22 protein-coding genes and 1 tRNA gene are annotated in these 26338 nt (G+C 32.6%); 12 read left to right on the top strand and 11 right to left on the bottom strand.

What is annotated here, in order from left to right; genetic code table 11:
• Nucleotides 1-2: 2 nt before the first annotated feature.
• Together MMARC5_RS04395 and MMARC5_RS04390 are read right to left on the bottom strand one after the other, a co-directional pair.
• Nucleotides 3-1286 carry a nucleotide sugar dehydrogenase gene (locus tag MMARC5_RS04395; protein ID WP_011868632.1) on the bottom strand — a complete coding sequence of 428 codons (1284 nt, stop codon included), beginning with the start codon at nucleotides 1284-1286 and terminating at the stop codon, nucleotides 3-5.
• Between the two features lie 12 nt (nucleotides 1287-1298).
• The gene (locus tag MMARC5_RS04390) at nucleotides 1299-2552 is read right to left on the bottom strand and encodes a cation:proton antiporter (RefSeq protein ID WP_011868631.1); all 1254 of its coding nucleotides are present in this window, start codon (nucleotides 2550-2552) and stop codon (nucleotides 1299-1301) included.
• Nucleotides 2553-2756: 204 nt separating this feature from the next.
• Between MMARC5_RS04390 and MMARC5_RS04385 the strand changes: the two genes are divergently transcribed.
• From MMARC5_RS04385 to MMARC5_RS04340, 10 genes are all read left to right on the top strand, one after another.
• Nucleotides 2757-3467, top strand: coding sequence for a (5-formylfuran-3-yl)methyl phosphate synthase (locus MMARC5_RS04385; RefSeq protein ID WP_011868630.1), 711 nt, complete (start codon nucleotides 2757-2759; stop codon nucleotides 3465-3467).
• A gap of 157 nt (nucleotides 3468-3624) precedes the next feature.
• A tRNA-Arg gene (locus tag MMARC5_RS04380) sits at nucleotides 3625-3698 on the top strand.
• 192 nt (nucleotides 3699-3890) lie between these two features.
• The gene (locus tag MMARC5_RS04375; protein WP_011868629.1) at nucleotides 3891-4487 is read left to right on the top strand and encodes a class III signal peptide-containing protein; all 597 of its coding nucleotides are present in this window, start codon (nucleotides 3891-3893) and stop codon (nucleotides 4485-4487) included.
• 161 nt (nucleotides 4488-4648) lie between these two features.
• On the top strand, nucleotides 4649-7429 hold the full coding sequence (locus tag MMARC5_RS04370) for a cation-translocating P-type ATPase (RefSeq protein WP_011868628.1): 2781 nt from the start codon (nucleotides 4649-4651) through the stop codon (nucleotides 7427-7429).
• A gap of 9 nt (nucleotides 7430-7438) precedes the next feature.
• Nucleotides 7439-8497, top strand: a complete 1059-nt coding sequence (gene corA, locus MMARC5_RS04365; protein ID WP_011868627.1) for a magnesium/cobalt transporter CorA — start codon at nucleotides 7439-7441, stop codon at nucleotides 8495-8497.
• A gap of 95 nt (nucleotides 8498-8592) precedes the next feature.
• Nucleotides 8593-9339 (top strand): ABC transporter substrate-binding protein, encoded by a 747-nt coding sequence (locus MMARC5_RS04360; RefSeq protein WP_011868626.1) that lies wholly within the window; start codon nucleotides 8593-8595, stop codon nucleotides 9337-9339.
• 422 nt (nucleotides 9340-9761) lie between these two features.
• Nucleotides 9762-11498 carry an indolepyruvate ferredoxin oxidoreductase subunit alpha gene (gene iorA / locus MMARC5_RS04355; RefSeq protein WP_011868625.1) on the top strand — a complete coding sequence of 579 codons (1737 nt, stop codon included), beginning with the start codon at nucleotides 9762-9764 and terminating at the stop codon, nucleotides 11496-11498.
• Entirely contained in the window at nucleotides 11498-12064 is a 567-nt protein-coding gene (locus MMARC5_RS04350) for an indolepyruvate oxidoreductase subunit beta (protein WP_011868624.1), read from the top strand. Before iorA ends, MMARC5_RS04350 begins: the two co-directional genes overlap by 1 nt.
• A 10-nt stretch (nucleotides 12065-12074) precedes the next feature.
• Entirely contained in the window at nucleotides 12075-13373 is a 1299-nt protein-coding gene (locus MMARC5_RS04345; RefSeq protein ID WP_011868623.1) for a phenylacetate--CoA ligase family protein, read from the top strand.
• A gap of 13 nt (nucleotides 13374-13386) precedes the next feature.
• Nucleotides 13387-13812 (top strand): ACT domain-containing protein, encoded by a 426-nt coding sequence (locus tag MMARC5_RS04340; protein ID WP_011868622.1) that lies wholly within the window; start codon nucleotides 13387-13389, stop codon nucleotides 13810-13812.
• A 2-nt stretch (nucleotides 13813-13814) separates the two neighbouring features.
• On the opposite strand, the gene MMARC5_RS04335 is transcribed toward MMARC5_RS04340, so the two are convergent.
• Complete coding sequence (locus MMARC5_RS04335; RefSeq protein WP_011868621.1) at nucleotides 13815-14351, bottom strand: MarR family transcriptional regulator; 537 nt, start codon at nucleotides 14349-14351, stop codon at nucleotides 13815-13817.
• 387 nt (nucleotides 14352-14738) lie between these two features.
• Between MMARC5_RS04335 and MMARC5_RS04330 the strand changes: the two genes are divergently transcribed.
• On the top strand, nucleotides 14739-15089 hold the full coding sequence (locus MMARC5_RS04330) for a hypothetical protein (RefSeq protein WP_011868620.1): 351 nt from the start codon (nucleotides 14739-14741) through the stop codon (nucleotides 15087-15089).
• A 239-nt stretch (nucleotides 15090-15328) separates the two neighbouring features.
• Nucleotides 15329-15769, top strand: a complete 441-nt coding sequence (locus MMARC5_RS04325) for a hypothetical protein (protein WP_011868619.1) — start codon at nucleotides 15329-15331, stop codon at nucleotides 15767-15769.
• 5 nt (nucleotides 15770-15774) lie between these two features.
• Here the strand turns inward: MMARC5_RS04325 and MMARC5_RS04320 are convergent, their stop codons facing one another.
• The 8 genes from MMARC5_RS04320 to MMARC5_RS04285 form a co-directional block, all read right to left on the bottom strand.
• Nucleotides 15775-16332 carry a YqhA family protein gene (locus MMARC5_RS04320; protein WP_011868618.1) on the bottom strand — a complete coding sequence of 186 codons (558 nt, stop codon included), beginning with the start codon at nucleotides 16330-16332 and terminating at the stop codon, nucleotides 15775-15777.
• Between the two features lie 96 nt (nucleotides 16333-16428).
• A complete protein-coding gene (gene uvrB / locus MMARC5_RS04315) occupies nucleotides 16429-18369 on the bottom strand; it encodes an excinuclease ABC subunit UvrB (protein WP_011868617.1) in 1941 nt (646 codons plus the stop codon).
• Nucleotides 18366-19946 carry an excinuclease ABC subunit UvrC gene (gene uvrC / locus MMARC5_RS04310; protein WP_011868616.1) on the bottom strand — a complete coding sequence of 527 codons (1581 nt, stop codon included), beginning with the start codon at nucleotides 19944-19946 and terminating at the stop codon, nucleotides 18366-18368. Before uvrC ends, uvrB begins: the two co-directional genes overlap by 4 nt.
• 7 nt (nucleotides 19947-19953) lie before the next feature.
• Entirely contained in the window at nucleotides 19954-22809 is a 2856-nt protein-coding gene (uvrA, locus tag MMARC5_RS04305; protein ID WP_048058460.1) for an excinuclease ABC subunit UvrA, read from the bottom strand.
• Nucleotides 22810-22935: 126 nt separating this feature from the next.
• Complete coding sequence (locus tag MMARC5_RS04300; RefSeq protein ID WP_011868614.1) at nucleotides 22936-23355, bottom strand: EamA family transporter; 420 nt, start codon at nucleotides 23353-23355, stop codon at nucleotides 22936-22938.
• A 9-nt stretch (nucleotides 23356-23364) separates the two neighbouring features.
• Nucleotides 23365-23568, bottom strand: a complete 204-nt coding sequence (locus MMARC5_RS04295) for an exodeoxyribonuclease VII small subunit (protein ID WP_011868613.1) — start codon at nucleotides 23566-23568, stop codon at nucleotides 23365-23367.
• Between the two features lie 25 nt (nucleotides 23569-23593).
• Nucleotides 23594-24817 carry an exodeoxyribonuclease VII large subunit gene (gene xseA / locus MMARC5_RS04290; RefSeq protein ID WP_011868612.1) on the bottom strand — a complete coding sequence of 408 codons (1224 nt, stop codon included), beginning with the start codon at nucleotides 24815-24817 and terminating at the stop codon, nucleotides 23594-23596.
• 94 nt (nucleotides 24818-24911) lie between these two features.
• A complete protein-coding gene (locus MMARC5_RS04285; RefSeq protein WP_011868611.1) occupies nucleotides 24912-26255 on the bottom strand; it encodes an MATE family efflux transporter in 1344 nt (447 codons plus the stop codon).
• Nucleotides 26256-26338: the final 83 nt, after the last annotated feature.

Here is a 26338-nt window from a genome sequence, read left to right as displayed (position 1 = left end):
ATTCACCATGCCCCATTACCAAGCAATTTAACAGTAAACCCTGCCCTTTTCCATAAATTATGTTCAAGTATATTTTTCGTATCGAATACGATTTTGTTTTTAAGTTTTGGACATATCTCGTCAATATCGTCTTTTTTAATATTTTTGAATGCATCATGGTCAGTTAATACAACAATACAGTCTGAACCAGAAATACATTCATCTAACGTACTTAATGGATATTCAAAACAAGTTGCATGGGGATCAAACGTGGAAACTGTTACTCCATTCTTTAAAAGCATTTCAATAACATTTTTAGAAGGACTTTCCCTTGTATCTTCCACATTTCCCTTGTAAGTTGCACCAAATACCGATATTTTTGGTTTTTTAATGCCATGTTTTTTTAATTCAGAAAGCACAGATTTACAAACGTATGCAGGCATATTATCGTTTAATTCTCTTGCAGCACGTATGAATTTTGCATTATTTGTTTTTTCAACGATAAACCACGGGTCAATACTAATGCAGTGGCCCCCAACTCCGGGCCCCGGATTTAATATGTTTACACGAGGGTGTTTATTTGCAATTTTTATTGCATCCCATACGTTAACCCCTATTTCATCACAAATTTTCGCAAATTCGTTTGCAAGTGCAATATTTATGTCCCTATAGGTATTCTCCATTAATTTTACCATTTCCGCAGTGTTTGAATCGGTAATATATATTTTTCCTTCTACAAATGATTTGTAAATTTCTTTTGCCATTTCCGCAGATTTTTTATTTATTCCACCAATAATACGGTCGTTTTCAACGAGTTCCTTTAAAATTTTTCCTGGAAGAACTCTTTCTGGGCAGTGGGCAACGTATATTTTTTTATCGATAGTTTCATAAATTTTTTTAGTGATTTCCGGCGGAATTGTACTTTCAATTACAATTAAGTTTCCCTCTTTTAAAAATGGAATGATATTTTGGACTGCACCCATCACGTAGGTTAAATCACACTTTTTAGATCCATCTTCGTTTTCCAGTGCAGGGGTTGGAACACAGATGATAAATGCATCCGCTTCTGTTGCAGATGTCTGAACATTTAAGTTTTTTGAATTTATCGCACCCTTTACAAGCGTTAAAAGTCCGGGTTCTTCAATTTTTAATTCGCCGTTTTTGATCTGGTTTACTCGTTTTTCGTTTACATCAACACCGACAACTTCGTAGCCATGATTTGCAAGCATTGAGGCTGTGGGAAGACCAATATATCCTAATCCTATAACACAGATCTTATTAATATTGTAATTGCCATGTTTCTCCATTAAATCACCGGATTATTTAAAAAGTTTATTTGCAAGGGGGTATGCCCAAGAAGCCTCAACAATAACGCTTAAGAGTATCGTAAGGAATGTTGCAACAAGGATTGAACCTGCAATCATTTCCGGAGGCATATATTGGGTTACCGCAGGAGGTATCACACTAGGATGGTGCATAATATTTGAATATATCATTGCTGCAAGTGCTGCAGGAACTACCCCTCTTGGACCTTCAAGTGCAAAGTAGATTCGCTCTTTTAGTGAATTTACTGGAGGAATTGCGGTCGCAATAAAAACCCCTATTGGTCTTGCAACGAATACAGAACCAATTGCACAAAGGAGTCCGTAAAACCCAAAGTGCGTAAGGAGCGGTAAACTTATGCTCGCACCTAAAAATACGAATATTAAAATTCTAGTAAGTGACGATAGATCTGTACAAAATTCTGCCATTTTATGCATGTCTTTTGTATTTTTGGGGTTTTTAGTTACCACGTTCCCAATATAAAGTCCCATAATGGCAACTGCCATATAGCCGCTTAATCCATGTCCTAGGAAATGGGGGGCAATTTCCTCTCCAAAATACCATAGTGCCATTGCAGCCCCAACGCCAAGTGGTGCAATGTATTCTCCAAATTCATCTTTTGAAACTACAAATTCAAATATTTTTCCTCCAACATAACCTAAAGCGAGGCCACCAAATGCCAACATAATAAAATCAAGAATTGGATTTGCACTTTTGCTAAGGCCTATTGCTGAAAGGGTTAATGTTGTTGCAACGATACCCAATGGATCGTTAAATACGCTTTCTGCTTCTAAAGTAACTGCAATTTTTGGGTCAATATCTGATTTTGAAAATATTGGAATAAGGGTTGCAGGATCAGTCGCACAGTTTACTGCACCGTAGATAAATCCAATCGGGTTTGTAAACGGTAGTGCATATACAAAACTGAACACGAGTCCAGAAATTAAAAGTGAAATAACAAGACCGATTGTATCAAGTTTTAAAACTGTTTTTAAAACTCTTTTTAAAACAATCCATCTCATTTCAAAGGCTCCAACGAGCAAAAGAATTATAAGACCAACAGTTCCCACAAAAGAAAAAATTGTCTGGGCATAAATTGGAGATATCAATCCAAATACTGGGCCAATAAGTAAACCAACAATTAATAGAAGAGGAATATCTGGAATTCCGATTCTATCCGCTAATTTAGCGATAAATGATCCAATGATAAATAAAAGGGATATGTACCCTATTGCAAGGGAGATTTCCATCCTAACACCCAGTACGTATGATATAGTTTGCCCGTAGGTTAACTCATAGTTATTTGTAAATTTTACTAATTATGGATTTAATACATTATACAAATCGTTAAATTTTTATACATTAAATAATTTTGGATATTATAAATCAGATAGAATAACTACGAATACATATTTATAATCTTAGGTAAACTACGGAAATTATTGGGTGAAATTGTGATATTACTTGTAAGTCCTAAAGATGTTGCTGAAGCCTACGAAGCAATCGAAGGTGGTGCCGATATAATTGATGTCAAAAATCCTCCTGAAGGTTCATTGGGTGCAAACTTTCCATGGGTAATTAAAGAAATAAGAGAAGCAACGCCAGAAGGAAGGCTTGTGAGTGCTGCAATAGGGGATGTTCCATATAAACCGGGAACTGTTACACTTGCAGCTTTGGGGGCAACAGTAAGTGGTGCTGATTATATAAAGGTTGGACTTTACGGTACAAGGTCATACCAAGAAGCCGTGGACGTAATGAAAAATGTTACAAAAGCAGTAAAATATGTTGGGGAAGACAAAATTGTTGTAGCTGCAGGATATGCGGATGCATACAGAATTGGTGGAGTTGATCCATTAGTTATCCCTAAAGTTGCAAGAGATGCAGGATGCGACGTTGCAATGTTAGATACGGCTGTAAAAGATGGAAAAACATTGTTTGACCACATGAGCATTGAATTATTAAAGGAATTTGTCGAAGAAACACACAAATATGGAATGAAATGTGCTCTTGCAGGTTCAATTAAAATTGAAGAAATTCCAATGTTAAAAGAAATTGGTTGTGACATCGTTGGTGTTAGGGGTGCTGCATGCACCAAGGGTGACAGAAATGAAGGAAGAATTCAAAAAGATCTGGTTAAAGAAATTGTGAAAGTATGCAAGGAATAAAATAGAATAATTATTTTAAAATTATAAAAATATTTTAAAATAAGTTTTATTGTTTAAATAAATAGATTAAAATCTTAAAACAACCAAAAACTATTAATATATTTTTTATGAGTATGTTAAAAGGATTAATCAAAATCCCGTAATTATCATTGCATATGCCCTCATGGGGTAGGTAGGATATCCTCGCGGACTGCGGATCCGTGGACTCGGGTTCAAATCCCGATGGGGGCGTTTTTAAATCTATTTTATAATTTTATGTTAGAAATATTTTTTTGAGAATATTTTTTAATTAAGCCCATTTATTTAGGTTTTAATTAATTTACTTAACTAATACGTAAGATTAATATTATTGAATGGATATATTTTAATTATATTGATCAATACATATTTATGATCCATATATGTCTTAACGGCGGTGATTATATGTCTAACAAAGGGCAATTATCTATAGAAATGGTAATATTGATCCTCGCAGTTTTAGTTTCTGGTTCATATGTGGCTTTAGAAATGTCTAAAGGCGCTTTTGAAACGACTACTGTTAACGATGTTCAGGAAACATCTTATTGCGGGTTTACTTCAGGATTTGACGTCGATGTAATCAATAATGCAATAGTAAAACTTACTACTGGCGTAATTAACATTAACCCTAACGATGCGGTAACAAACAATGAATTTAATGCATCATACACTAACATTACGGATAATAGTGTGGTAACCTATTCCCTTGATAATGTAAAAACAAATTTAATTAAAAATTATGCTGACGGTACTGTTATATATGTTCCATTAAACGAAACTTGGAAAAATTTTACGGCATCAAATATCGTTCTAAGAATGAAGTCAGATTATGTATGCACCATAAATGGCGAGAATGTAACGTTGGAATCAAGCTGTTTTGAAATTACTGCACCAGAAGGATGTGATGAATTTAACTTCCAGATGAGTGCGGGAACAGGTGCTGGTCAATACTACTTAAGATTGGTGGATCAAGAAGTAACTCTTGTATTTACAATGGAATAACTAACAAATTTTTTTATTTTTTTATAAATTCTATCAACAATGTATTTTTAAAGTCCCTATTTTGAAAATGTTTAAATCAGTTCTTTTACATATTAAAAATTAATTAAATGATGAATTGTTTTTAAATGGATAACTATTAGTATTTTGTCGGGGGGGAGGGGATGCCAGATACCGATTATTATTTGATGCCAATTTCAGAAGTATTTGAAAGATTAGAATCTGAAAAAACAGGACTTTCCAAAACAAACGCTGAAAAAAGGCTGAAAAATTTTGGAAAAAATGAATTAAATGTGGAACTTAGGCTTCCAAAATGGCTAAAATTTTTATTTCAATTTAAAGACGTTTTTGCGGCAGTTTTAATTTTTGCATCGGCAGTTTCTTTTTCGATTGGCAATTATCGGGATGGAACCATAATGGCATTAATTGTGATAATCAATGCAATAATTGGATATTATCAAGAGAATAAGGCCGAAAATATAATGGATTCTTTAAAAAAATTGATAAAGTCCCCTTCAAAAGTTTATCGTGACGGTGAACTACAGGAAATTTCACAGGAGTTGTTGGTTGTCGGGGATATCGTGCATCTTGATGAGGGTGACAAAGTACCTGCGGATATCCGATTGATCGAATCTTACAATTTGAGCACCAATGACTTTTCACTCACTGGAGAATCAATGCCTCAAGAAAAAGATACTGAAATAATTAATTCAGAAGTTGGGGTTGCTGACCGTACAAATATGGTTTATCTTGGAACGAATATTGCGACAGGAAATGCCAAAGGAATTGTTGTAGCAACAGGAATGAATACTGAACTTGGGAGAATTGCGAATCTTACGCGAGAAGAAAAACTTGCAAAATCTCCGTTACAAATTGAACTGAGTAATATTGCAAATAAAATTACGTTTTTTGCGATAATTATTGCTTCAATTATTTTTTTAATAAGTTTAAATCAGGGTTTAGGTTTAAAATTTGGTTTAATCTATGGTCTCGGAATTGCAGTTGCGATAGTTCCGCAGGCCCTTCCAATGCAAATTACAGTTGCACTTGCAAATGGAGTTTCTAAACTTGCAAAGAAAAATGCAGTAATAAAAAAACTCTCAGCAGTCGAAACACTCGGTTCAACAAACGTAATTACAACCGATAAAACCGGAACATTAACTAAAAATGAAATTACTGTTAAAAACATCTGGTTTGATGGAAACGAGTATGAAATAACGGGTGTTGGATATGAACCAAAGGGTACTATTTATGACATGACAGGAAATGAAATGGATGAAACAAATCTTTCAAAAATGAAATTAATTTTTAATGCCGCAACAATGGCTTCAAATGCAGAAATTCACGAACCGGATGAAAATCATTATGGATGGTATCCAATTGGGGATCCAACAGAGGCAGCTTTGATAACTGTTGCTAGAAAATTAGTCATTATGTCATTAAATGAGGATGAAGAATATCCCAAAATTCAAGAATTTAGCTTTGATTCTGTTCGAAAAAGAATGAGTTCTATTCGGCTTTTTAAGGATAAAAAGACTTTAATGATGAAAGGAGCAATTGATAGTGTTATTTCAGTTAGTAAATATATTTATAAGGATGGAAAAATTTTTGAATTAAAAAAAGAAGACATTGAAATGATAAATGAGTTAAATATGGAATATTCAAAAAAAGCAATGAGGATTCTTGCATTTGCATATCGTGAATTAGAAAACAATGAAGGAGAATATTCGGTTGAAAATACTGAAAAAGATATGGTTTTTTTAGGATTAATGGCTATGAGTGACCCTCCAAAAGAAGGTGTAAAAGATGCAATAAAAAAAGCACACGAAGCACACATAAAAACTTACATCATGACTGGGGATCATGCGATAACTGCACAGGCGGTTGGAAAACAGATATTTTTAGCAGATGGTGGTCGAGAAGTAAATGTTATAACTGGAAAAGAACTCGATTCGATGTCTGATGAAGAATTAAAACAAAAAATGTCTGAAAATGATGCACTGATATTTTCAAGAACTTCGCCTGAAAATAAACTTAGAATCGTAAAAACGCTAAAAGAGCAAGGACAAATCGTTGCAGTAACGGGGGATGGTGTAAATGATGCTCCTGCCCTAAAAAGTTCCCATATCGGGGTTGCAATGGGAAAAATTGGAACTGATGTATCAAAAGAGGCATCTGAACTTATTTTATTGGATGATAGCTTTTCAACACTAGTTTATGCAATTCGAGAGGGGCGTACAATCTACAATAATCTTACAAAAACAATTATCGCATCTCTTACAAGTAATGGGGGAGAATTGACAATAGTTTTAATAGGATTACTTGCTGTAGCGTATATGGGCTGGCCAATGCCAATATTAACGATTCAAATACTTGCAATCGACCTTCTCGCAGAAATTTTGCCATTAACGGCACTTACGTTTGATCCTGCATCAAAAGATATAATGAATGCACGACCAAGAAGAAAAGAAGAACACATTTTAAATAAATATGTAATCTCAGAAATCTTATTTTTCGGATTTTTAATGGGTTTTTTAGCATTTTTAAACTTTGGACTGTTTATATTTAGGAATAACCTTGAACTAACTACAATTCATGAATTATATCCGCTTGCAACCACGATAAGCTATGCTACAATTGCATTCTGCCAGTTTATGAATATTCTTTCGCGAAGATACTCTTACGAAACGTTATTTAGCAGAACAATCTTTAGAAATGTAAATATGATTTATTCAATACTGATTTCAATAGTTTTTACGTTTACTGCAATATATGTTTCTCCAATAAACAAAACAATTGGTTTTGCACCGATGGGGCTTATTGATTGGGCGTATGTGATACTTGCTTCATTTGTATTCTTGGGAGCACACGAACTTTTGAAGGTATATAAACGTCATAAAAAGTCAAGTAAGCATGTAACAGTTTTAACCGAAGTTTTGGCTTAAGGTGGGAGTATGAGAAAAATTGGAAGTACTTATTCAAAAAAAGCAGGGTTGCCCCCAGGAGATTTGGTATATACTGGTGAAATTGATTTAAAAGAGACTGAAATACTATTTATCAGTTATAATATGGATAATTTTTTGAAAAAACAGGTAAAAAGTCTAGATGAGATAATTATTGACCATTCATGTGTAAATTGGATTATATTTTCGGGGATTCCAAATGCCGAAGAAATGAGGTTGATTGGTGAAAAATATGAACTTCACAAATTAACCCTTGAAGATATACTCAATACAAGTCAAAGAACTAAATTCGAAGTTTATGGGAAATACAAATACCTTGTAACAAGGATAATCCACCAAGAAGATCCAAAAAAACCACTCGAATCAGAACAGCTCAGCATACTTTTGAAAAACAATATATTGATTACATTTTTTGAACAGGATATTCATATTATTGAACATTTACTCGATAGGATTTCAAACAAAAAAGGATCAATTCGTGAAAAAGGACTGGATTATTTGTTCTATGCACTACTCGATTCTATAATTGACCATTATTTTGAAATAATTTCACATATTGAAGATGAAATTGAAAAATATGATTCAAAACTGTTTTCAGAAATTGAAAATGAAGAAATTGTACGTGTAAAGCAAATAAGACAAATATTGGTGGTGTTACGGAAAAATATAGGGCCATTTAAAGAAATATTTCATAAATTCAGTAGGGATGAGTATGAATTTATCGAAAAACGTAATTTATTATACATTCATGACCTATACGACCACACAGTCCATTTAATTGAAACGATTGATGTTTTAAAGGACAATACGTCAAATATTGCGGAAATACATCTTTCTGTAATGGGCAATAACATGAACGAAATTATGAAGGTACTTACAATAATTTCCACAATCTTTATTCCACTTTCATTTGTTGCAGGACTTTATGGGATGAATTTTGAGAATATGCCTGAATTAAAATGGAATTTTGGATATTTTTATGTTCTTATTGTAATGGGGTTGATTTTAACTTCAATGGTAATGTTTTTCAGACGAAAAAAGTGGATTTAGGGTTTCTACAAATGCCCTACACAAAAAGTATATTTAATATTAAAACGATAATTAGTTAACAATTTAATACGTACTCGGTAAAAAAAGGTGACTATTTGAAAAAAACTGCAATATTAATACTTTTTAGTATGTTAGTATTAACAAGTGCATGCATTACCTCTAAAGAGTATTTTGAATCTGATAAATTGGTGGTTGGTATATATCCATATATCCCCCCATATCAGTATTATGAAAAAGGTGAATTAAAAGGTTTTGAAATAGAATTAATTTCAGAAATTGCCAAAAGGATGAATAAAAAAGTTGAGTTTGTTGAAACCGATTATAAATATGGAAATTATATTGCAGCCCGTTCTGGAAATGTAGATTGTTCAATTTCGGCGATAACTAAAACGGCTTCAAGAGAGGAAGATTCATTATTTTCACAATTGTACATGTACTCATATTCTTCCCTAGCATGCTTAGATTTGGATTATTCAAGTTTAACGGATTTTGAAGGTAAAAAAATAGGGGTCGTCGGCGATACGGTTTATGTGGATCATACGGAATCATACAAAAAAAGCGTCAATTTTGAAATTGTAAAATATTATGATTATTATGATTTAAATTCGGCACTAGTATCTGGTGAAGTGGATGGAATACTTGCTGATTATTTCATTTGTAAATATTTAAAAAAAAATGGAACTGATTTAAATATTCTAGAAAATACCGATATTCACTACTTTGGAATAGTTTTCCCACTTGAAAATGAAGATTTGATGAAAAGTATAAATGAATACTTGCTGGATATGTGTGATGATGGAACATATACTAAATTAAGAGTAAAATATTTTGAAATCGAGTAAACTTAATCAATTGCATTTTTTTTCAATTTTATTTTAATTTTGATACAATCTTATCTAATAAATCTAGGTAACAATTTTTATATGGTGTTCCATTCAAAAATAGTTAATTGTCCCAAAATATAGGGATACATTCATCAATTGCTTGAATAATCGGAAGGGTAATTTAAGAAATAGGGGTTTTGACTATAAATTACTGGATATTCATCCAGAATTTCTTTTTTTTAGTATTTTCAAACTTATTATTTTAACGTATTTGCGGCTTTTTTATTTCAACAATTTACAATATGCATAAATAACAGTCATTCCATATTCAAACCGGAAAGATTTGATATTGTTTAAATCCTTATCAAATATTGGATTAATCGTTATTTTCATAAAAATCACGCAAATATTTTATCAACTATTCGTTTGAGAGGCTGATCATGAAAAAATTAATGCTTGGAAACGAGGCAGTGGCGAGAGGCGCTTACGAAGCAGGGGTTCTTGTGGCAACAGCGTATCCCGGAACCCCTAGTACTGAGATTACCGAATATATTTCAAAATATTCTGAAATTAATTCGGAATGGTCTGTAAATGAAAAAGTTGCTCTTGAAGTAGGTATCGGTTCAGCAATTGCAGGCGCTAGAACCATAGTTTCAATGAAACACGTGGGATTAAACGTTGCAGCAGATCCATTGATGACTGTCGCATATACAGGAATTAATGCAGGACTTTTGATAGTTGTTGCAGATGATCCTAGTATGCACAGTTCCCAAAACGAGCAAGATACAAGATATTATGGAATGTTTGCAAAAATACCGGTATTAGAACCTTCGGACAGTCAAGAATGTAAAGATTTTGTTAAATTGGGTTTTGAAATCAGTGAAAAATTTGATACTCCAGTAATATTGAGACTCAGCACGAGAGTATCTCACTCACAAAGTCTGGTTGAATTGGAAGAAAAAGAATCAATTGAACTAAAACCATATGATCAAAATCCTTCGAAATATATTTCAGCACCTGCATATGCGAAAAAAAGAAGAGTTTTCATCGAAGAAAGATTAGAAGAACTATCCACTTTTGCAGATTCATCAGATTTAACCAAAATTGAATATGGGAATAAAAAAATCGGAATTATTACGAGCGGAATTGCATACAATTACGCAAAGGAAGTTATTCCCGATGCATCTTTTTTGAAATTTGGAATGAGCTACCCTCTTCCAGAAGAAAAAATTAAAGAATTCGTTGAAAATTGCGATAAAGTTTATGTTTTTGAAGAATTGGAACCCATTTTTGAGCAAAAAATTAAATCAATGGGATTAAACGTAATTGGAAAAGAAATATTCCCAATTATCGGAGAATTAAGCAGCGAAATAATTAGAAATGCGCTTTTAAACGAATCAAAAGAAGTTATTGATAAATTTGATGAGTTACCTCAAAGGCCACCAGTCCTGTGTCCTGGATGCCACCATAGGGGTCCATTTTATGTTCTTAAAAAATTAAAACTCCATGTTGCTGGAGACATTGGCTGTTACACCCTTGGGGGATTTGGGCCATTAAATGCAATCGATACCACAATCTGTATGGGCGCAAGTATTGGAATGGCACACGGATTTGAAAAAGCAAGAGGAAAAGATTTCGCTAAAAAATCTGTTGCGGTTATCGGAGACTCTACATTCTGTCATTCTGGAGTTACTGGTTTAATGGATATTGTATACAACAAAGGACACAGTACCGTGATAATTTTAGATAATTCAATCACTGCAATGACGGGACACCAAGAAAACCCTTCAACTGGAAAAACACTCTCTGGAGAAAGTGTTCCTGCAATTGATTTTGAAACACTTGGAAGAGCAATTGGAATAAACAGAATTCGAGTGGTTGACGCGTACGATTTAAAATCACTCGAAGAAACGATAAAAGAAGAAGTAAATGCAGAAGAACCTTCGTTAATCATTACAAAAAGACCTTGTGTATTGATAAAAGGCGCCAAATTTGATTTTAAAGATTATAGAATAGATCCTGAACTTTGTACTGGCTGCAAATTATGTTTAAAAATAGGATGTCCAGCAATTTCATTTGACGGAAAAGTTGCAAAGATAAACGATTCATTATGCGTTGGATGCGGGCTTTGTAAAGACTTATGTAAATTTTCAGCAATAGTTGAGGTGGTAAAATAATGAATATCGTCATCGCAGCAGTTGGTGGGCAGGGCGCAGTTTTAACCTCTAAAATTTTAGGAACGCTTGCACAAAATCTCGGAAAAGACGTAAAAGTTTCAGAAGTTCACGGAATGTCTCAAAGGGGCGGTAGTGTAGTTGCATATGTTAAATTTGGCGACAAAGTTTATTCCCCTGTAGTTGAAAAAGGAACCGCAGACATAGTTTTGGCTTTTGAAATGCTCGAAGGTGCAAGATACGTAGATTATTTAAAAGAAAATGGAAAATTGGTAGTAAATACTCAAAGAATAGATCCAATGCCGGTGATAACGGGGGATATGGAGTATCCTGCTGATTTAGGTGAAAAACTTGAAGAATTAAACATTGGATATATTCCGGTAGATGCACTATCTCTTGCAAAAAATGCAGGAACGATAAAAGCGGTTAATGTTGCCTTAATAGGGGTTCTCGCACAAAATAGCAACATTAAAAAAGAAGAATGGATAAAAGCTATAAAAGATACCGTTCCTGAAAAGTTTCTGGAATTGAATTTAAAAGCTTTTGAATTGGGTTACAATCTAGAATAGAAGGGATATAATGATTTGGAATGAAACTATTGAATGCATGGATCGAGAAGAAATGAGGGAACTTCAAAGCAAAAGACTCTCAGAAACTGTTAATCGTGTTTACCACAATGTTCCGTTTTACCGGAAAAAGATGCAAGAGATGGGCGTTTACCCTGAAGATATTCAAAGTATTGACGATCTTTCAAAATTACCATTTACAACAAAACAGGATTTAAGGGATAACTATCCTTTTGGAATATTTTCAGTTCCAATGAGCGAAATCGTGAGAGTTCACGCTTCATCAGGAACCACTGGAAAGCCAACTGTTGTCGGATATACAAGAAGAGACATTGCAATGTGGTCTGAAGTTGTTGCAAGGGCATTAAACTGTGCAGGAGCTTCAAGAGAGGATTTTATTCAGATTGCTTATGGATACGGCCTTTTTACTGGAGGTCTTGGATTGCACTACGGAAGTGAAAAATTGGGTGCAACCGTAATTCCAATTTCTGGTGGAAATACCCAAAAACAAGTTCAATTAATGGCTGATTTTAAAACAACAGTTCTTGCATGTACTCCGTCATACGCTCTTTATTTGGCAGAATCTCTTGAAGAAGCAGGAATGACCACCGATGACATCAGTTTAAGGGTTGGAATCTTTGGTGCGGAACCTTGGACTCCAGGCATGAGAAAAGAAATTGAAATTAAACTTGGAATAAAAGCAATGGATATTTACGGTTTAAGTGAAGTAATGGGCCCTGGTGTAGCATGTGATTGTGAATATCAGGCAGGTTTACACGTAAACGAAGACCATTTTGTTCCTGAAATTATTGATCCAGTTACCTTAAAACCACTCCCAGCTGGAAGTGAGGGTGAACTCGTGTTTACCACAATTACAAAAGAAGGAATGCCTCTTTTAAGGTACAGAACAAGAGATTTAACTTCATTAAATTATGAAAAATGTGAATGCGGAAGAACTCTTGTTAGAATGAACAAGTGTACTGGAAGAAGCGACGATATGTTAATTATAAGGGGAGTTAATGTTTTCCCATCACAAATCGAAAGCGTTCTTTTAGAAATGAGCGAAACAAAGCCACACTACTTATTAATAGTAGATAGAATAAATAATTTAGACGTTCTTGAAGTTTGGGTGGAAGTTGAAGATCAGTTCTTCTCAGACAAAATTAGCATGCTTGAACAGTTAAGCAAAAAAATCAAGCATAATATTGAAAGTACCTTAGGAATAAGTGTTAAAATTAAGCTTGTAGAGCCAAAAACTATCGAAAGAACCGAAGGAAAGGCTAAAAGAGTAATTGACAAAAGAAAACTTTAATGGAGGGGTTAATATGATTATCAAACAATTATCAGTATTTTTAGAAAATAAATCCGGAAGACTAAAAGAAGTAACCGAAATCCTCGAAAAATCAGGAATAAATATCTCAGCACTCAGCGTTGCAGACACTTCTGATTATGGAATTTTAAGAATGGTTGTTTCAAATCCAGATCTTGCATTAAAAGTTTTAAAAGAAAATAGATTTTCAGTTAGCTTAACTGACGTTATATGTATATGCATTCCAAACGAAATCGGTGCTCTTTCAAAAACTCTCGATATTCTTTCAAAAGAAAATATCAGCATTGATTATGTCTACGCATTTTCAATGGGTGATAAAGCACTAGCAGTTTTAAGAACTGAAGACGTTAAAAAAGGAATTGAAGTATTAAAAGATCATAATACTGAAGTTTTAGAAGCAGAAGAAATATACTGCATTTAAATTTATTTTATATTATTTTTAAAGTTAATTTCTTTTTCCTGCCCTAAAAATCGGTTGATATTAAACATATCTATTTCCAAGTGTGTTTTTCCAGTTACTATGATGTAATTGTCATGTAAAACATATTTTAAGCAGTTTCCAAAAAGTTCTATGACTGATTTTATCAATTTAAGATGATTTCGAATCTGGTACGTTGCATTGAATTTTAGGATAAGCATGTCCTGTTGTTCAAAAATTTTGCATTCATCATGGTGTTCCATGACCTTTTTTATGACATTTAAACAGTGCGTTTTTTCATGCCTCAATCTTTCATCATCATCACACAGGAAATAGTACGGATTTGTTAGGAAATAAATCGTGCTGTTTTTTGGCCCCTTTACCTTTCCAATCAGTTTTTTTTGAATCAGAGAATTCATAGATTTTGAAATACTCCTTATACTTTCTTCTCTTGGAATTCCAGATAGGTCTTTTAACTCTTCAGTAGTGAGTATTCCATCGTTATTGTAAAATTCGTAAAGTATGTCGTCTTGGGATACCATGTTTTTCCGTTCCTGATTTAATCTACAGAATATATATTTCTTCCATTAAATACTTTTTTAAGAATTTTGGATGAAAATAGGGTTTAAATCTATAAAATCGATTATTTTTCTAAAATTTAGATTCTACAATGTCATTTAACCTATAAATTACTTTTTACTGATTTTGATTTTTTATATGTTGATTTTAAAAGGGCATTTATTGGAGGTATTTTTGAATTATGATTAATTATATGCTTTATCACAAATGTGTAAAAATAGCTTTAATTTTTATTATTTCCCCTAAATGTATTCCTATTTTTAAAAAAAGTAAGAATATCCATTCTACCCATATATTTAAATGCAATGTTAACCCATATATTAATTTACTTCCTTTGGAGGGGATTTTTGATGAGGGGCAATTTTGAAATACCTGAAGAATTAGAAGAAATCGAGCCAGTAATAAAGCCTGGGGCCGAGGTCATAAATGTTTCTCGATATGCGAAAAGAAGGGGTTTTATCGAACCTGTGTACATAACTAGAAATGTTTATGATGCTATTTATCCTGATGAAGACGATAGTATAACTTATTTTAAGCGACTCTATTCTATACTAAAACAAATGAGGGGGGAAGTTAGTGAACAAAAATGTCCATTTATAACTTTCACCCATGAAATGTCAAAAAAGTCTAAAACTGAATTTATGGCTGTTAGATATCAGGAACATGATGATAAGGCTTGGTATTTATTAATGCCGAGATAATACTTTTTTAAATTTTAATTATTTTTTTATCAAGAAGGGTTTCTGTGAAAACTAAATATGAAAGAACAAAAAACTCAGGAATCCAAAAGAAGCAATTAGATGTTATTTTTCCTTTAAAATTTTAAAAAGGTATTAATATTGGAATGAAAACAGAATTATTAATGATTAATCCCATTTGTGTATTAATCCAAATTTCCCATATTTGGCCATATAATTATTTTTAATTATTGGGGGATACTTTGGACAGATATAATCATGAATACCGCTATTATCTGTATTTAATTGAAAATTCAGAAAGTTTTGAAGAATGTGTCAAAAATAACTGTGAAATAGTTCTAAAAATTCCAGAAATACTCGAGGTAGTAGGTCAGGAAATTTCAATTGCAGAAAATATGTTGCTATTATATCACAATAAACAGTCTAGATTTGAAATACCGAAATCTAGCAAGTATGCTTTGGGTTATTTTAATTATTTACGAGAAAATATCTTGTATAATATATACTGCAAGAAATGTTTAGACGTAGATATGCAGGAATCAGAAAATTTTTATCATTATGAATTAAATGTGGAAAAAGCTCCACTAAATAGGCATGAATTATTTATTGGGTATATCTGCAATGAGTCCAATAAATACCTAGAAATATTGAATAAATTAAAAAAATGCAAGATTTTAGAATAATTGTATTACACTTTTTGTTTGTGCATGAAATAAACTCCAAGTGATATTGCAAATATGGATATTGCCATATATATCATATCTAACGATGTTTCAAAGTGCATTGAGAGAACTCTCTGGAAAAAGCTGACTACTAAAACCATTATTATAACTTTTATGATTTTACTTTTTAATTCATCTAGAGAATATATTTCTAGTATGTTTGAAACATCATCATCTACTCTTGCAATATCAATTTTTGAGATAAATAATTCGTATATCCCGAAACTAAATATTAAAAGTACAACTCCAATTAAATAAAGGTCAACAGCACCGATAACCCCGATTAAAATTTGATTGTGTTGTTCACTACTCAACGGGTCTGAAATATACGTTATGATTGTATGAAATATTTCAGCAGATCCTGCTAAGAATAACATGATTGATCCAAGAGTTCCAAAAATAACTGCTAAAACTACGACAAATCTGGAATTCCAGAGTGCGAGTTCAAAAAAATGTTCAAAAAAACCCTGTTCACTAATATCTTTAATTCCATATTTTTTCTTAAGTTTATTTGATTTTCCCATAACCAACCTCGTACAACAAGATATAACTTACAATAATCTTTATTTTAAAAAGTTTTATGTTTTTCGACTAATCAAACTGAAAAAATGAAAAATAGATTATTTAATTTTTTTCTTCAATTTTGCAATTGTATCTCTTATTTTTATTGCTTTTTCAAATTCGAGCGCTTCTGCGGCTTCATACATTTCAGCTTCAAGTTCTATGACGACATTTGGAATATCTGCTACAGGTATATGTTTTACATCAGAAATATCAACTACCTTTTCTCTTATTGGTTTTACAATGGTTTTTGGTGCGATATTGTGTTTTTCATTATATTCTTTTTGCAAGTTTCTTCTTCTTTCAGTTTCGAAAACTGCTTTTTTAATTGAATCGGTCATTTTGTTAGCATAAAGCACGACTTTCGAATTTGCATTTCTTGCAGCACGACCGATTGTTTGAATCAAGCTTTTATCGTTTCTCAAAAACCCTTCCTTGTCAGCATCGAGTATTCCAACGAACCCAACTTCGGGAATGTCTAAACCCTCCCTCAACAAATTTATTCCAACGAGGCAGTCGAATTTTCCAAGCCTTAAATTTCGAATAATTTCGGTTCTCTCAATAGTATCTATGTCAGAATGCAGATATCTTGCTTTAACATTTCGTTTTGCAAGATATTCAGTTAATTCCTCCGCAAGACGTTTTGTAAGAGTCGTAATTAATACTCTTTCTCCTTTTTCGACCATTTTTTCGGTTTCTTTTATGATATCTTCAACCTGATTTTCAATCGGCCTTATTTCAACTTCAGGGTCAAGTAATCCTGTTGGTCTAATAATCTGTTCCACAACCTGGTTAGATTTATCTAACTCGTAGTCCCCAGGGGTAGCTGACACAAAAATTACATTGTTCATGTATTTTTTAAATTCTTCAAATCTAAGGGGTCGGTTGTCATATGCACTTGGCAATCTGAATCCATAATCAATTAATGACTGTTTTCTTGATCTGTCGCCCTTGTACATTCCGCGAATTTGAGGGATGGTTTGATGGCTTTCATCAATTACGATCAAAAAATCATCTGGGAAATAGTCTAAAAGACAGTATGCAGGCTCTCCTTCTTTTCTATTTTCAAAATGTCTCGAATAATTTTCAATTCCCTTACAGCTTCCAGTTTCTTCGATCATTTCAATATCATACAGGGTTTTCTGCTTTAATCTGTGAGATTTTAACATGTCTAAATGTGGAAGCCATTCATCGAGTTCTTTTAAAATGGATGTTATCGCATTTTTCTTATCTTCTTCAGGAATTACGAAGTGTTTTGCAGGGTACATATAAAATGAATCCAGTTCATGTTTTTTGGTCATGTTTTTTGGATCCAATTCATACATTCTATCAATTTCATCCCCAAACATTTCAACTCTTAAAATATCGTCCTGATATCCTGGAATAATATCCAAAGTATCTCCTTTTACCCTGAATCTTCCCGGAACTAATTCCATATCGTTTCTTTCGTATTGAATATCCACCAATTTTTCAATAATGTCGGATCTTTTGATTTTTTCTCCGACTTTTAGCTCAAAACCCATTTCTTTAAAGAGTTCAGGATTTCCAAGACCGTATATACAGGAAACCGATGCTACAATTATCACGTCCCTTCTCGAAAGAATTGCAGAAGTTGCACGAAGACGCATTTGCTCAATTTTCGGGTTGATTTGTGCATCCTTTTCAATATATTGATCTCTTTGTGGAATATATGATTCTGGCTGGTAGTAATCATAGTATGAAACAAAGTATTCTACTCGATTTTCAGGAAAGAACTCTTTAAACTCATTATAAAGTTGTGCCGCAAGTGTTTTATTGTGCGCAATTACCAGTGTTGGTTTTTGAACTTTTTCAATCACATTTGCAATAGTAAAAGTTTTTCCAGAACCTGTAACACCGAGCAGAGTCTGCTTACTTTTTTCAGGATTTTTTTCAAGCTCATTTACAAGCTCTGCAATTGCTTCTGGTTGGGATCCTTTTGGCTCAAAATCTGCTTTTAATTTGAAATTTGGAGAATTCATTTTATCAATTCCTTTTTTCTAAGTAATCGATTGTAATTTATTGCGAATCTGTGCGCTTCATCACGAATTTCTTGAATAAAAAGTGATGCTTTTTCATTTTTCTTTATTGGAAGTGGATTTTCAATTCCTGGAGCGTAAATTTCTTCTTCACGTTTTGCAATCGAAATTAATGGGATTTTAAGTTTTAATTTTTGAAGTTCTTTAAATGCCGATGAAAGCTGGCCTTTTCCCCCATCAATGATTATTAAATCAGGCAATTCCAAATTTTCTTCAATTAATTTACTGTATCGCCTAACTACTACTTCAGAAATTGATTTGAAGTCATCTATCCCAGAAACTGTTTTTATTTTAAATCTGCGATAATTTTTTTTGTCAGGTTTTCCATTTCTAAACTGGACCATTGACGCAACAGTAGAAGTTCCGGAAAGGTGCGATATATCAAAGCATTCTATTACATTTGGACTATTATCAAACATTAATTTGTTTTTTAAGCTTTCAACTTTTATTTCATTTCCATTAACGTAAATTTCAAGATTTTTTATGGCAAGGTCTAAAAGTTGCTTTTTTTCTCCTTGTTTAGGAATTTTAAAAGTAACTTTTGAGCCTTTCTTTTGAGATAAATATTCTAAAATTGCATCAGAATTATAATAAGACTCTTCTTCAATATTTTTTGGCAGTTCTGAAATTATGATCTCTGACGGAACTTCGTTTTCCGAGTAGTACTGGATTAAAAACTCTTCAAAGAAATTTTCTGTGTAATCAAATTCAAAGTATTTTCTATCAAAAAGCGTTCCTTTTAATACATTAAAAACCATTATATGGATTTTTCCGCTTTTTTCAAGAATGCTGATTACATCTTCATTGTATTTAACGTCTCTTTTAACGTTTTGACGAATTTTTAATTTTTCAATTGCATTTATTTCTTCTCTAATCAATAGAGCTTCTTCAAACTGCAGATTTTTTGATTTGTTATCCATTTCAATTCTGAGTTCATCAATTAATGAATTAATATGCCCTTTTAAGACACTTTCTGCTTTTTTAATCTGATTCAAATAATCTTTGGAGGTTATATCTCCACTACATGGTGCAGTGCAGTTTTTTATGTGATATCTTAAACAGGGACGTTTGTGCATGTTTTTACACGATCTGATTTTGAATGTCTTTTTTAAAACATCTAAAACATAATCTCTTTCCTTTGCAGAAGTAAATGGGCCGTAAAATTTTCCTTTTTTTGATTTATTTCTCAATATTCCAATTCTTGGGAAATCTTCTTCGCTAATATAAATATATGCATAATTTTTCGAGTCTTTTAGGTCAATATTGTATTTGGGACTGTATTTTTTGATTAAAGTATTTTCTAAAATCAAAGCTTCGACTTCATTATCTGTTACGATAAATTCCATCTCGTAAATTGATTTTACAAGGCTCTCGGTTTTAGGGTCGTGATTTTTTTTGTTAAAGTAGCTACTAACTCTTTTTTTCAAGTTTTTTGCTTTTCCAACATAAATTACAGTTCCAGACTCATTTTTATAGATATAGCAGCCCGAATTTTTTGGAATATCTGAAATATTTATCATATTATCTTTAATTTTTGGAAAGAATGTTTTTTAAGAATTTTCCAGTATGGCTTGATTTGCATTTTGAAATTTCTTTAGGGGTTCCTGTTGCAAGTATTTCACCGCCGAAATCTCCCCCTTCAGGTCCAAGGTCGATTATATGGTCAGCACATTTTATTACATCGAGGTTATGTTCAATTACAACCACGGTGTTTCCCTTTTCAACGAGGCTGTTTAAAACATCAATTAGTTTTTTAACATCGTGGAAATGAAGTCCTGTTGTTGGTTCATCGAGTAGATATATTGTATTTCCTGTCGCTCTTTTTGATAATTCCCTAGTTAATTTAATTCTCTGAGCTTCTCCTCCAGAAAGGGTTGTTGAACTCTGTCCTAATTTAATATATCCTAATCCTACATCACACAAAGTTTTTAATTTATTTGAAATCTGTGGAATATTTTTAAAATGATCTCTCGCTTCTTCAACACTCATGTTTAAAACATCTGAAATTGATTTTCCCTTATATTTTACTTCAAGAGTTTCTTTATTGTATCTAGCACCTTTACACTCTTCACATTCTACGAAAACGTCTGGCAAAAAGTTCATTTCTATTTTTATAACTCCATCGCCCTGACAGTTTTCACAGCGTCCCCCTTTCACATTAAAGGAGAATCTTCCTGGCCCATATCCTTTTACTTTTGCTTCTTTAGTTTCTGCAAAAACCTGCCTGATTTTATCAAATACTTTCGTGTAAGTTGCAGGATTTGATCTAGGTGTCCTTCCAATCGGGCTCTGGTCGATTACAACAACTTTATCGATTTCTGAATCAATTTCAAGGTTGCATTTTTCTTTAGTGTTTTCGTAAAGTTGGTCTTCAAAATCAAGCTTTTCAGAACTTTCTTCGGATTTTATTTTTTCTTTCAACGCAGGATACAGGTTTTCATAAATTAACGTGGATTTTCCGCTTCCAGAAACTCCCGTAATTACATTAAATACTCCTGTCGGGATTTTAACCGACACATTTTTCAAATTGTTCTGTTTGCAGTTTGAAAGTTTTAAGAATTTATCGCTTTTTCTTCTTTTTTCAGGTATTTCGATTTTTAATTCCCCTGATAAGTATTTTCCAGTTAGGGAATCCTTATTTTTTGAAATTTCTGTCGGTGTTCCAACTGCAACAACATTTCCACCATGAATTCCGGCACCTGGGCCCATATCTACGACATAATCTGCATTTAATATTGTATCTTCATCATGTTCAACAACAACGAGGGTATTATCTAAATTTCTTAATTTATGGAGCGTTTCGATTAATTTTTGATTGTCTCGCTGGTGAAGACCAATTGATGGTTCATCGAGTACATATAAAACCCCGGTTAGATTTGATCCAATCTGGGTTGCAAGTCTTATCCTTTGGGCTTCTCCTCCAGAAAGCGTTCCCGATCGTCTTGAAAGAGTTAAATATCCTAAACCAACATCATTTAAGAATTTTAATCTCGATTTTATTTCTTTTATGACCTGTTTTGCAATTTCATATTCTTTATCAGTTAATTTTAAATTATTAAAGAATTCTTCTGCTTTTGAAATCGAAAGATCCGTTAAATCGATGATTGATTTGTCTTCTATTTTTACAGCAAGGGCTTTATCTTTTAAACGCTTTCCACCACATTTTGGACACAAACTAACTTTCATGAACTTTTCAAGTTCTTTTCTTCGGTATTCTGATTTGGTTTCATTGTAAAGTCGAATTGATTGGGGGATAAGTCCTTCCCAGGGTTTATTTTGGCTCCACTCGGTATCTCCACTTCCGTTTGATACTCTAAAATGAATTTTTTCAGGACTTCCATACATCAAAATGTCAAACTGTTCTTTTGAAAGGTCTTTTATCGGCGTTAAAACCGTAAATACAAAGTGATTTGCAACTGCTGCTAAATGTTGTGACCTGTATCCATCAAGGAAGTTTCTATAAAGTGCAACTGCACCGTCAGCAATACATTTGGTTTTATCAGGGATTATTAACTCAGCATCAAATTCCATTTTTATTCCAAGTCCGCTACAGTATTCACATGCACCAAATGGGCTGTTAAACGAAAACATTCTTGGTTGAAGTTCTTCAAATGAAATACCACAAATGGGGCATGCCAAATTTGAAGAATAAATTTTTTCAACTTCTTCGTTATTTTTGGGGCCTGTTACAATTAAAAGTCCGCCCGAACGCTCAAGTGCTCTTTCACAAGCTTCTACAAGCCTTGAATGGTCATCTTTTGGATCCAATCTATCGATAACAATTTCGATATCATGTTTTTTGTATCTTTCAAGCGTTATTTCGTCATCAGTTCTGTAAATTTCGCCATTTACCCGAATTCTTGCAAAACCTTCAGAATTTAGATCCTTAAAGAGTTTTTGGTAGGTTCCTTTTTTCTGCCTTACAATAGGGGATAATATCGTCACAGTTTCAGAAAATTCTTCTTCGATTTTTTCAGCTATTTTTTCAGGACTCTGTGATTCTATTTTAATATTGTGTTCAGGGCAGTATGGAATTCCAATTCTTGCATAAAGCAGTCTCAAGTAGTCGTAAATTTCAGTAACTGTTCCAACGGTACTCCTTGGGTTTTTGCTTGTTGTTTTTTGCTGTATTGCAATTGCAGGGGATAATCCTTCGATACTATCAACATCGGGTTTATTCATAAGCCCTAAAAACTGTCTTGCATATGCTGAAAGTGATTCAACATATCTTCTTTGACCTTCGGCATATATCGTATCAAATGCTATCGTGGATTTTCCCGAGCCGGAAACTCCAGTTACAACTATTAAATTATTTCTTGGGAGTGTTAGCGAGATATTTTTTAAATTATGCTCTCTCGCACCTTTGATGATGATATCTTTCATAACTATCATTTGGACTAAATTGGATTAAAATTTTTATAAAAATATGAGTAATGATATATAAAATAAAAACGGTACGAATATCGGATAATTTAGTGATATAAATTACAGAATTGATCCGACTTTTAATTATTTATTGATTAAAATTAGTCCCAATATACAAAATGAAATTCCTAAAACTTTTAAAAAACTGATATTTTCTTTAAATAAAAGTACTCCTGTTGGAATCAACAAAACTGCAACTGCAACATATGCAGTAAGTGCTGCAACGCTTACATTCCACCCTGCACGGTAAACAAGTAAAAATCCAAGCTCTAAAAACACAATAGAAATGCCAAGTACGTAGCTTGCCCAGTTTAGATTTTTGACAGATTCTATGATATCAATTTTTCCATTCAGGATAAAAATTGCAACAACTGTCGAAATTATCGAAACGAGGTACGTAATCATAAGTGAAACATACGGGTTTGCACCGCTTGAAATTGATTTTTGGCAGATGTGGTAGAGTATACTTGCTAAAACTACGATAATCATTGAGAGATAGTACATAAAATCCCCTTATTCGTCTTTAAAGTCAATTTCGCCGTTTTCAGTCAGAAGTTTTATCTTTCCTTCGGCTTCATTTAAAATCTTATAGAGTTTGTTACTTAATTTTATCCCTTCTTCGTAGTTTTTCATAGCTTCTTCAAGGGATAATTCGTCATTTTCCATTGAATTTACGATATTTTCAAGCTTTTCAATCAATTCTTCATAATTATCCATAAATATCACCTGTATCATTTCTCGTTCATTCTTTCAAAGTAATATGTGCATCAACAGTTCCATCTTTTAACGTAATTTTTACATCATTTTCCGTCTTTAACAAATTTTTAGAGCTTATAATCTTTTCATTTTCATCCTGTATAATGCTGTAACCTTTATTCAATACATTTAATGGGTTATATGCATTCAAAAGTGAATATGATTTTTCAAAGCGTTTTAATTCGTAAGAAATCCTGTTTTTAATTTCATGATTCATTAAAGTCATAATTCTATCGATATGTAATTTCTGCTTTTCTATTTTGGATTTAGGGCTATTTTTTTCTATTTTTGAATAAAGAATATCTAATTCATAAGACCTGTTTGCAATTTCAATTTTTATACGGTGTTTTAGTATTCTTTCAAAGTTATCTATTATTGATTTTAATTCATGTTCATTGTAAACGGTAAGTTCTGCGGCATTCGAGGGTGTTGCCGCCCTTAAATCGCTCACAAAATCGGAAATTGTAAAGTCAATTTCATGCCCAATTCCTGTAACCACTGGTTTTTTTGATTCAAAAATTGCCCTTGCAAGTGATTCATCATTAAAGCACCATAGGTCCTCCATCGAACCTCCACCGCGAGCAATAATTATTAAATCAATTTTTTCAAGTTTATTTAGTTCTGAAAGTCCAGCAATAACTGTTTTTGCAGCAGATTCACCCTGAACTACTGCAGGATGGATAATTAAATTAACAGAACTGTTTCTATTTCTCGCAACTTTGATAATGTCCTTAATGGCAGCCCCGGTTGGGGAAGTAATTATTCCAATGTTTTTTGGATATTTAGGAATTTTTTGTTTGTATTTTTCACTAAATAATCCTTCATTTTCAAGTTTTTCTTTTAATTTTTCAAATTTTATAAACAAATCCCCAATCCCATCTTTTTCCATGGAATTACAGTAAAACTGGTATTTTCCGGTTTTTGCATATAATGACACTTTTCCTTTTAAGATTACGCCCATTCCTTCAGTCGGACTGAAATTTAAGTTTTTGGCGTATGGTTTAAACATTACGCAGTCAATTGAGCTATTTTCATCTTTTAATGTAAAATAAACATGTCCAGATTTGTGCAAAGTACAGTTTGAAATTTCTCCTTTAATGGATGCTCGTTTCAATAAATAATCTTCTTCTAAAGTACTTTTTACATAATTATTTAGTTCTGAAACAGTTAATGTGTTTGAAAATGCACTTTCTAAAGTTAATTGAAGCATATTATGACCATTTTAAAATTTTAAAATTCGAATTGAGTCTAAGAAACACTATTTATCTTTTATACTATTTACATAAATCGCTATTTTTAAAATCTTAAATTCTTCGTTTTATCTTTTTAATCTCTTTAACTATGAAATAAATGGTAACTATAAGCCCCATATACTCTGAAAATACAGTGGCCCACCATATTCCGTTAATTCCAAAATATATTGGAAACATGAGGATTGCAGGAAGAATAAATATTATTGTTCTTCCAAGGGACAAAAAACCTGCAATTCTTGGCTGTTCTGTAGCTAAAAAGTACATTGTCAAAACCATGGATATCCCAAGAATTAAAATTGCGAAATTATGTATTTCAAGACCAACTGTGGTTGTCGCGATTAAATTCGTATCGTGCGGATTGAAAATTTTTATTAAAATGTTGGGGAACTTTAAAATTGTTAAAAATGAGCAAATACCAATTATTGCATTAACAAATACTGCTTTTTTTAATATCTCGAAAACCCTTTTAAATTTTTTAGCCCCGTAATTATAGCTTATTAATGGTTGAACACCTTCTGAAATACCTATATAGACCATATATAAAAATGACGTGATATAAATTACAATACCGTATGCAGAAACGTCTAAAGAACTTCCATACCGTATAAACTGGATATTATGTACTATCATCAGTATTCCAAATGCAAGTTCCATAATAAACGGTGAAAATCCGGTTTTTACAATTCGTTTGATAATTGAAAATTCAGAAAATGGATTGTTTTTCCCAATTTTTACGTTGGATTTACCTTTTAAAAAATGTTTTAGGTATAACATCGATCCAAGGGCCTGTGCAAGTACTGTTGCAGTAGCTGCCCCCATAACCCCTAAATTAAATACAACTATCAATATATAGTCGAGTAATATGTTAAATACTGACATTAAAGTCAATATTACCATAGATTTTTTTGGAAATCCATCGTTTCGAAGTAATGGGTCAAGAGATATTGCAAAAATTTGTGCAATTGCACCGATGATTATTATTTTTGAATATTGCAAAACGTAGTTTTCTAAATTTTTCGCAAGGTTCAGACTCGAAATAATTGGATCAATAAATAATAGTCCTAAAAATGTAATTATGAAGCTTATTAATATGATATAGCAGAATGCAGTTTTTAAAATGTGGGAAGCCATTTCATAATCTTTTTTTCCAAGATTTATCGAAATTATCGCAGAAGCTCCAGCTCCAATCATAATTCCAATGGATCCAATTGCAATTAAAACTGGAAATGCCAACGTTACTCCTGCAAGGCCTTCAGCTCCGACGGTTCTTCCAATAAATATCCCGTCAATTATGCTGTAAATTCCAATAATGACGGTACCTGCGATTGAAGGAATAACGTACCAAAACATGAGTTTATTAATATTTTCACTTTTTAATTTTCGAACCTGCTCCATAACTTGCCTTTTCACATTGTAAATTGAATTTATGTTCGAGTAATGTGTTTTGAAGGGTATATTACTTAATAAAACATATATAG

The sequence above is a fragment of the Methanococcus maripaludis C5 genome, from assembly GCF_000016125.1.
GTDB lineage: Archaea > AGJL01 > Methanococci > Methanococcales > Methanococcaceae > Methanococcus > Methanococcus maripaludis_D.
This window is presented reverse-complemented; position numbering and strand designations above follow the sequence as displayed.

Bases quoted from the DNA above. Each gene is read 5' to 3' on its own strand.
- MMARC5_RS04340 (WP_011868622.1), top strand. From the start codon at position 13,387: ATGATTATCAAACAATTATCAGTATTTTTAGAAAATAAATCCGGAAGA.
- MMARC5_RS04395 (WP_011868632.1), bottom strand. From the start codon at position 1,286: ATGGAGAAACATGGCAATTACAATATTAATAAGATCTGTGTTATAGGA.
- corA (WP_011868627.1), top strand. From the start codon at position 7,439: ATGAGAAAAATTGGAAGTACTTATTCAAAAAAAGCAGGGTTGCCCCCA.
- xseA (WP_011868612.1), bottom strand. From the start codon at position 24,817: ATGCTTCAATTAACTTTAGAAAGTGCATTTTCAAACACATTAACTGTT.
- MMARC5_RS04285 (WP_011868611.1), bottom strand. From the start codon at position 26,255: ATGGAGCAGGTTCGAAAATTAAAAAGTGAAAATATTAATAAACTCATG.
- MMARC5_RS04350 (WP_011868624.1), top strand. From the start codon at position 11,498: ATGAATATCGTCATCGCAGCAGTTGGTGGGCAGGGCGCAGTTTTAACC.
- MMARC5_RS04370 (WP_011868628.1), top strand. From the start codon at position 4,649: ATGCCAGATACCGATTATTATTTGATGCCAATTTCAGAAGTATTTGAA.
- MMARC5_RS04320 (WP_011868618.1), bottom strand. From the start codon at position 16,332: ATGGGAAAATCAAATAAACTTAAGAAAAAATATGGAATTAAAGATATT.
- MMARC5_RS04335 (WP_011868621.1), bottom strand. From the start codon at position 14,351: ATGGTATCCCAAGACGACATACTTTACGAATTTTACAATAACGATGGA.
- MMARC5_RS04390 (WP_011868631.1), bottom strand. From the start codon at position 2,552: ATGGAAATCTCCCTTGCAATAGGGTACATATCCCTTTTATTTATCATT.
- MMARC5_RS04345 (WP_011868623.1), top strand. From the start codon at position 12,075: ATGATTTGGAATGAAACTATTGAATGCATGGATCGAGAAGAAATGAGG.
- MMARC5_RS04330 (WP_011868620.1), top strand. From the start codon at position 14,739: ATGAGGGGCAATTTTGAAATACCTGAAGAATTAGAAGAAATCGAGCCA.
- MMARC5_RS04295 (WP_011868613.1), bottom strand. From the start codon at position 23,568: ATGGATAATTATGAAGAATTGATTGAAAAGCTTGAAAATATCGTAAAT.
- MMARC5_RS04375 (WP_011868629.1), top strand. From the start codon at position 3,891: ATGTCTAACAAAGGGCAATTATCTATAGAAATGGTAATATTGATCCTC.
- uvrB (WP_011868617.1), bottom strand. From the start codon at position 18,369: ATGAATTCTCCAAATTTCAAATTAAAAGCAGATTTTGAGCCAAAAGGA.
- iorA (WP_011868625.1), top strand. From the start codon at position 9,762: ATGAAAAAATTAATGCTTGGAAACGAGGCAGTGGCGAGAGGCGCTTAC.
- uvrA (WP_048058460.1), bottom strand. From the start codon at position 22,809: ATGAAAGATATCATCATCAAAGGTGCGAGAGAGCATAATTTAAAAAAT.
- MMARC5_RS04300 (WP_011868614.1), bottom strand. From the start codon at position 23,355: ATGTACTATCTCTCAATGATTATCGTAGTTTTAGCAAGTATACTCTAC.
- uvrC (WP_011868616.1), bottom strand. From the start codon at position 19,946: ATGATAAATATTTCAGATATTCCAAAAAATTCGGGCTGCTATATCTAT.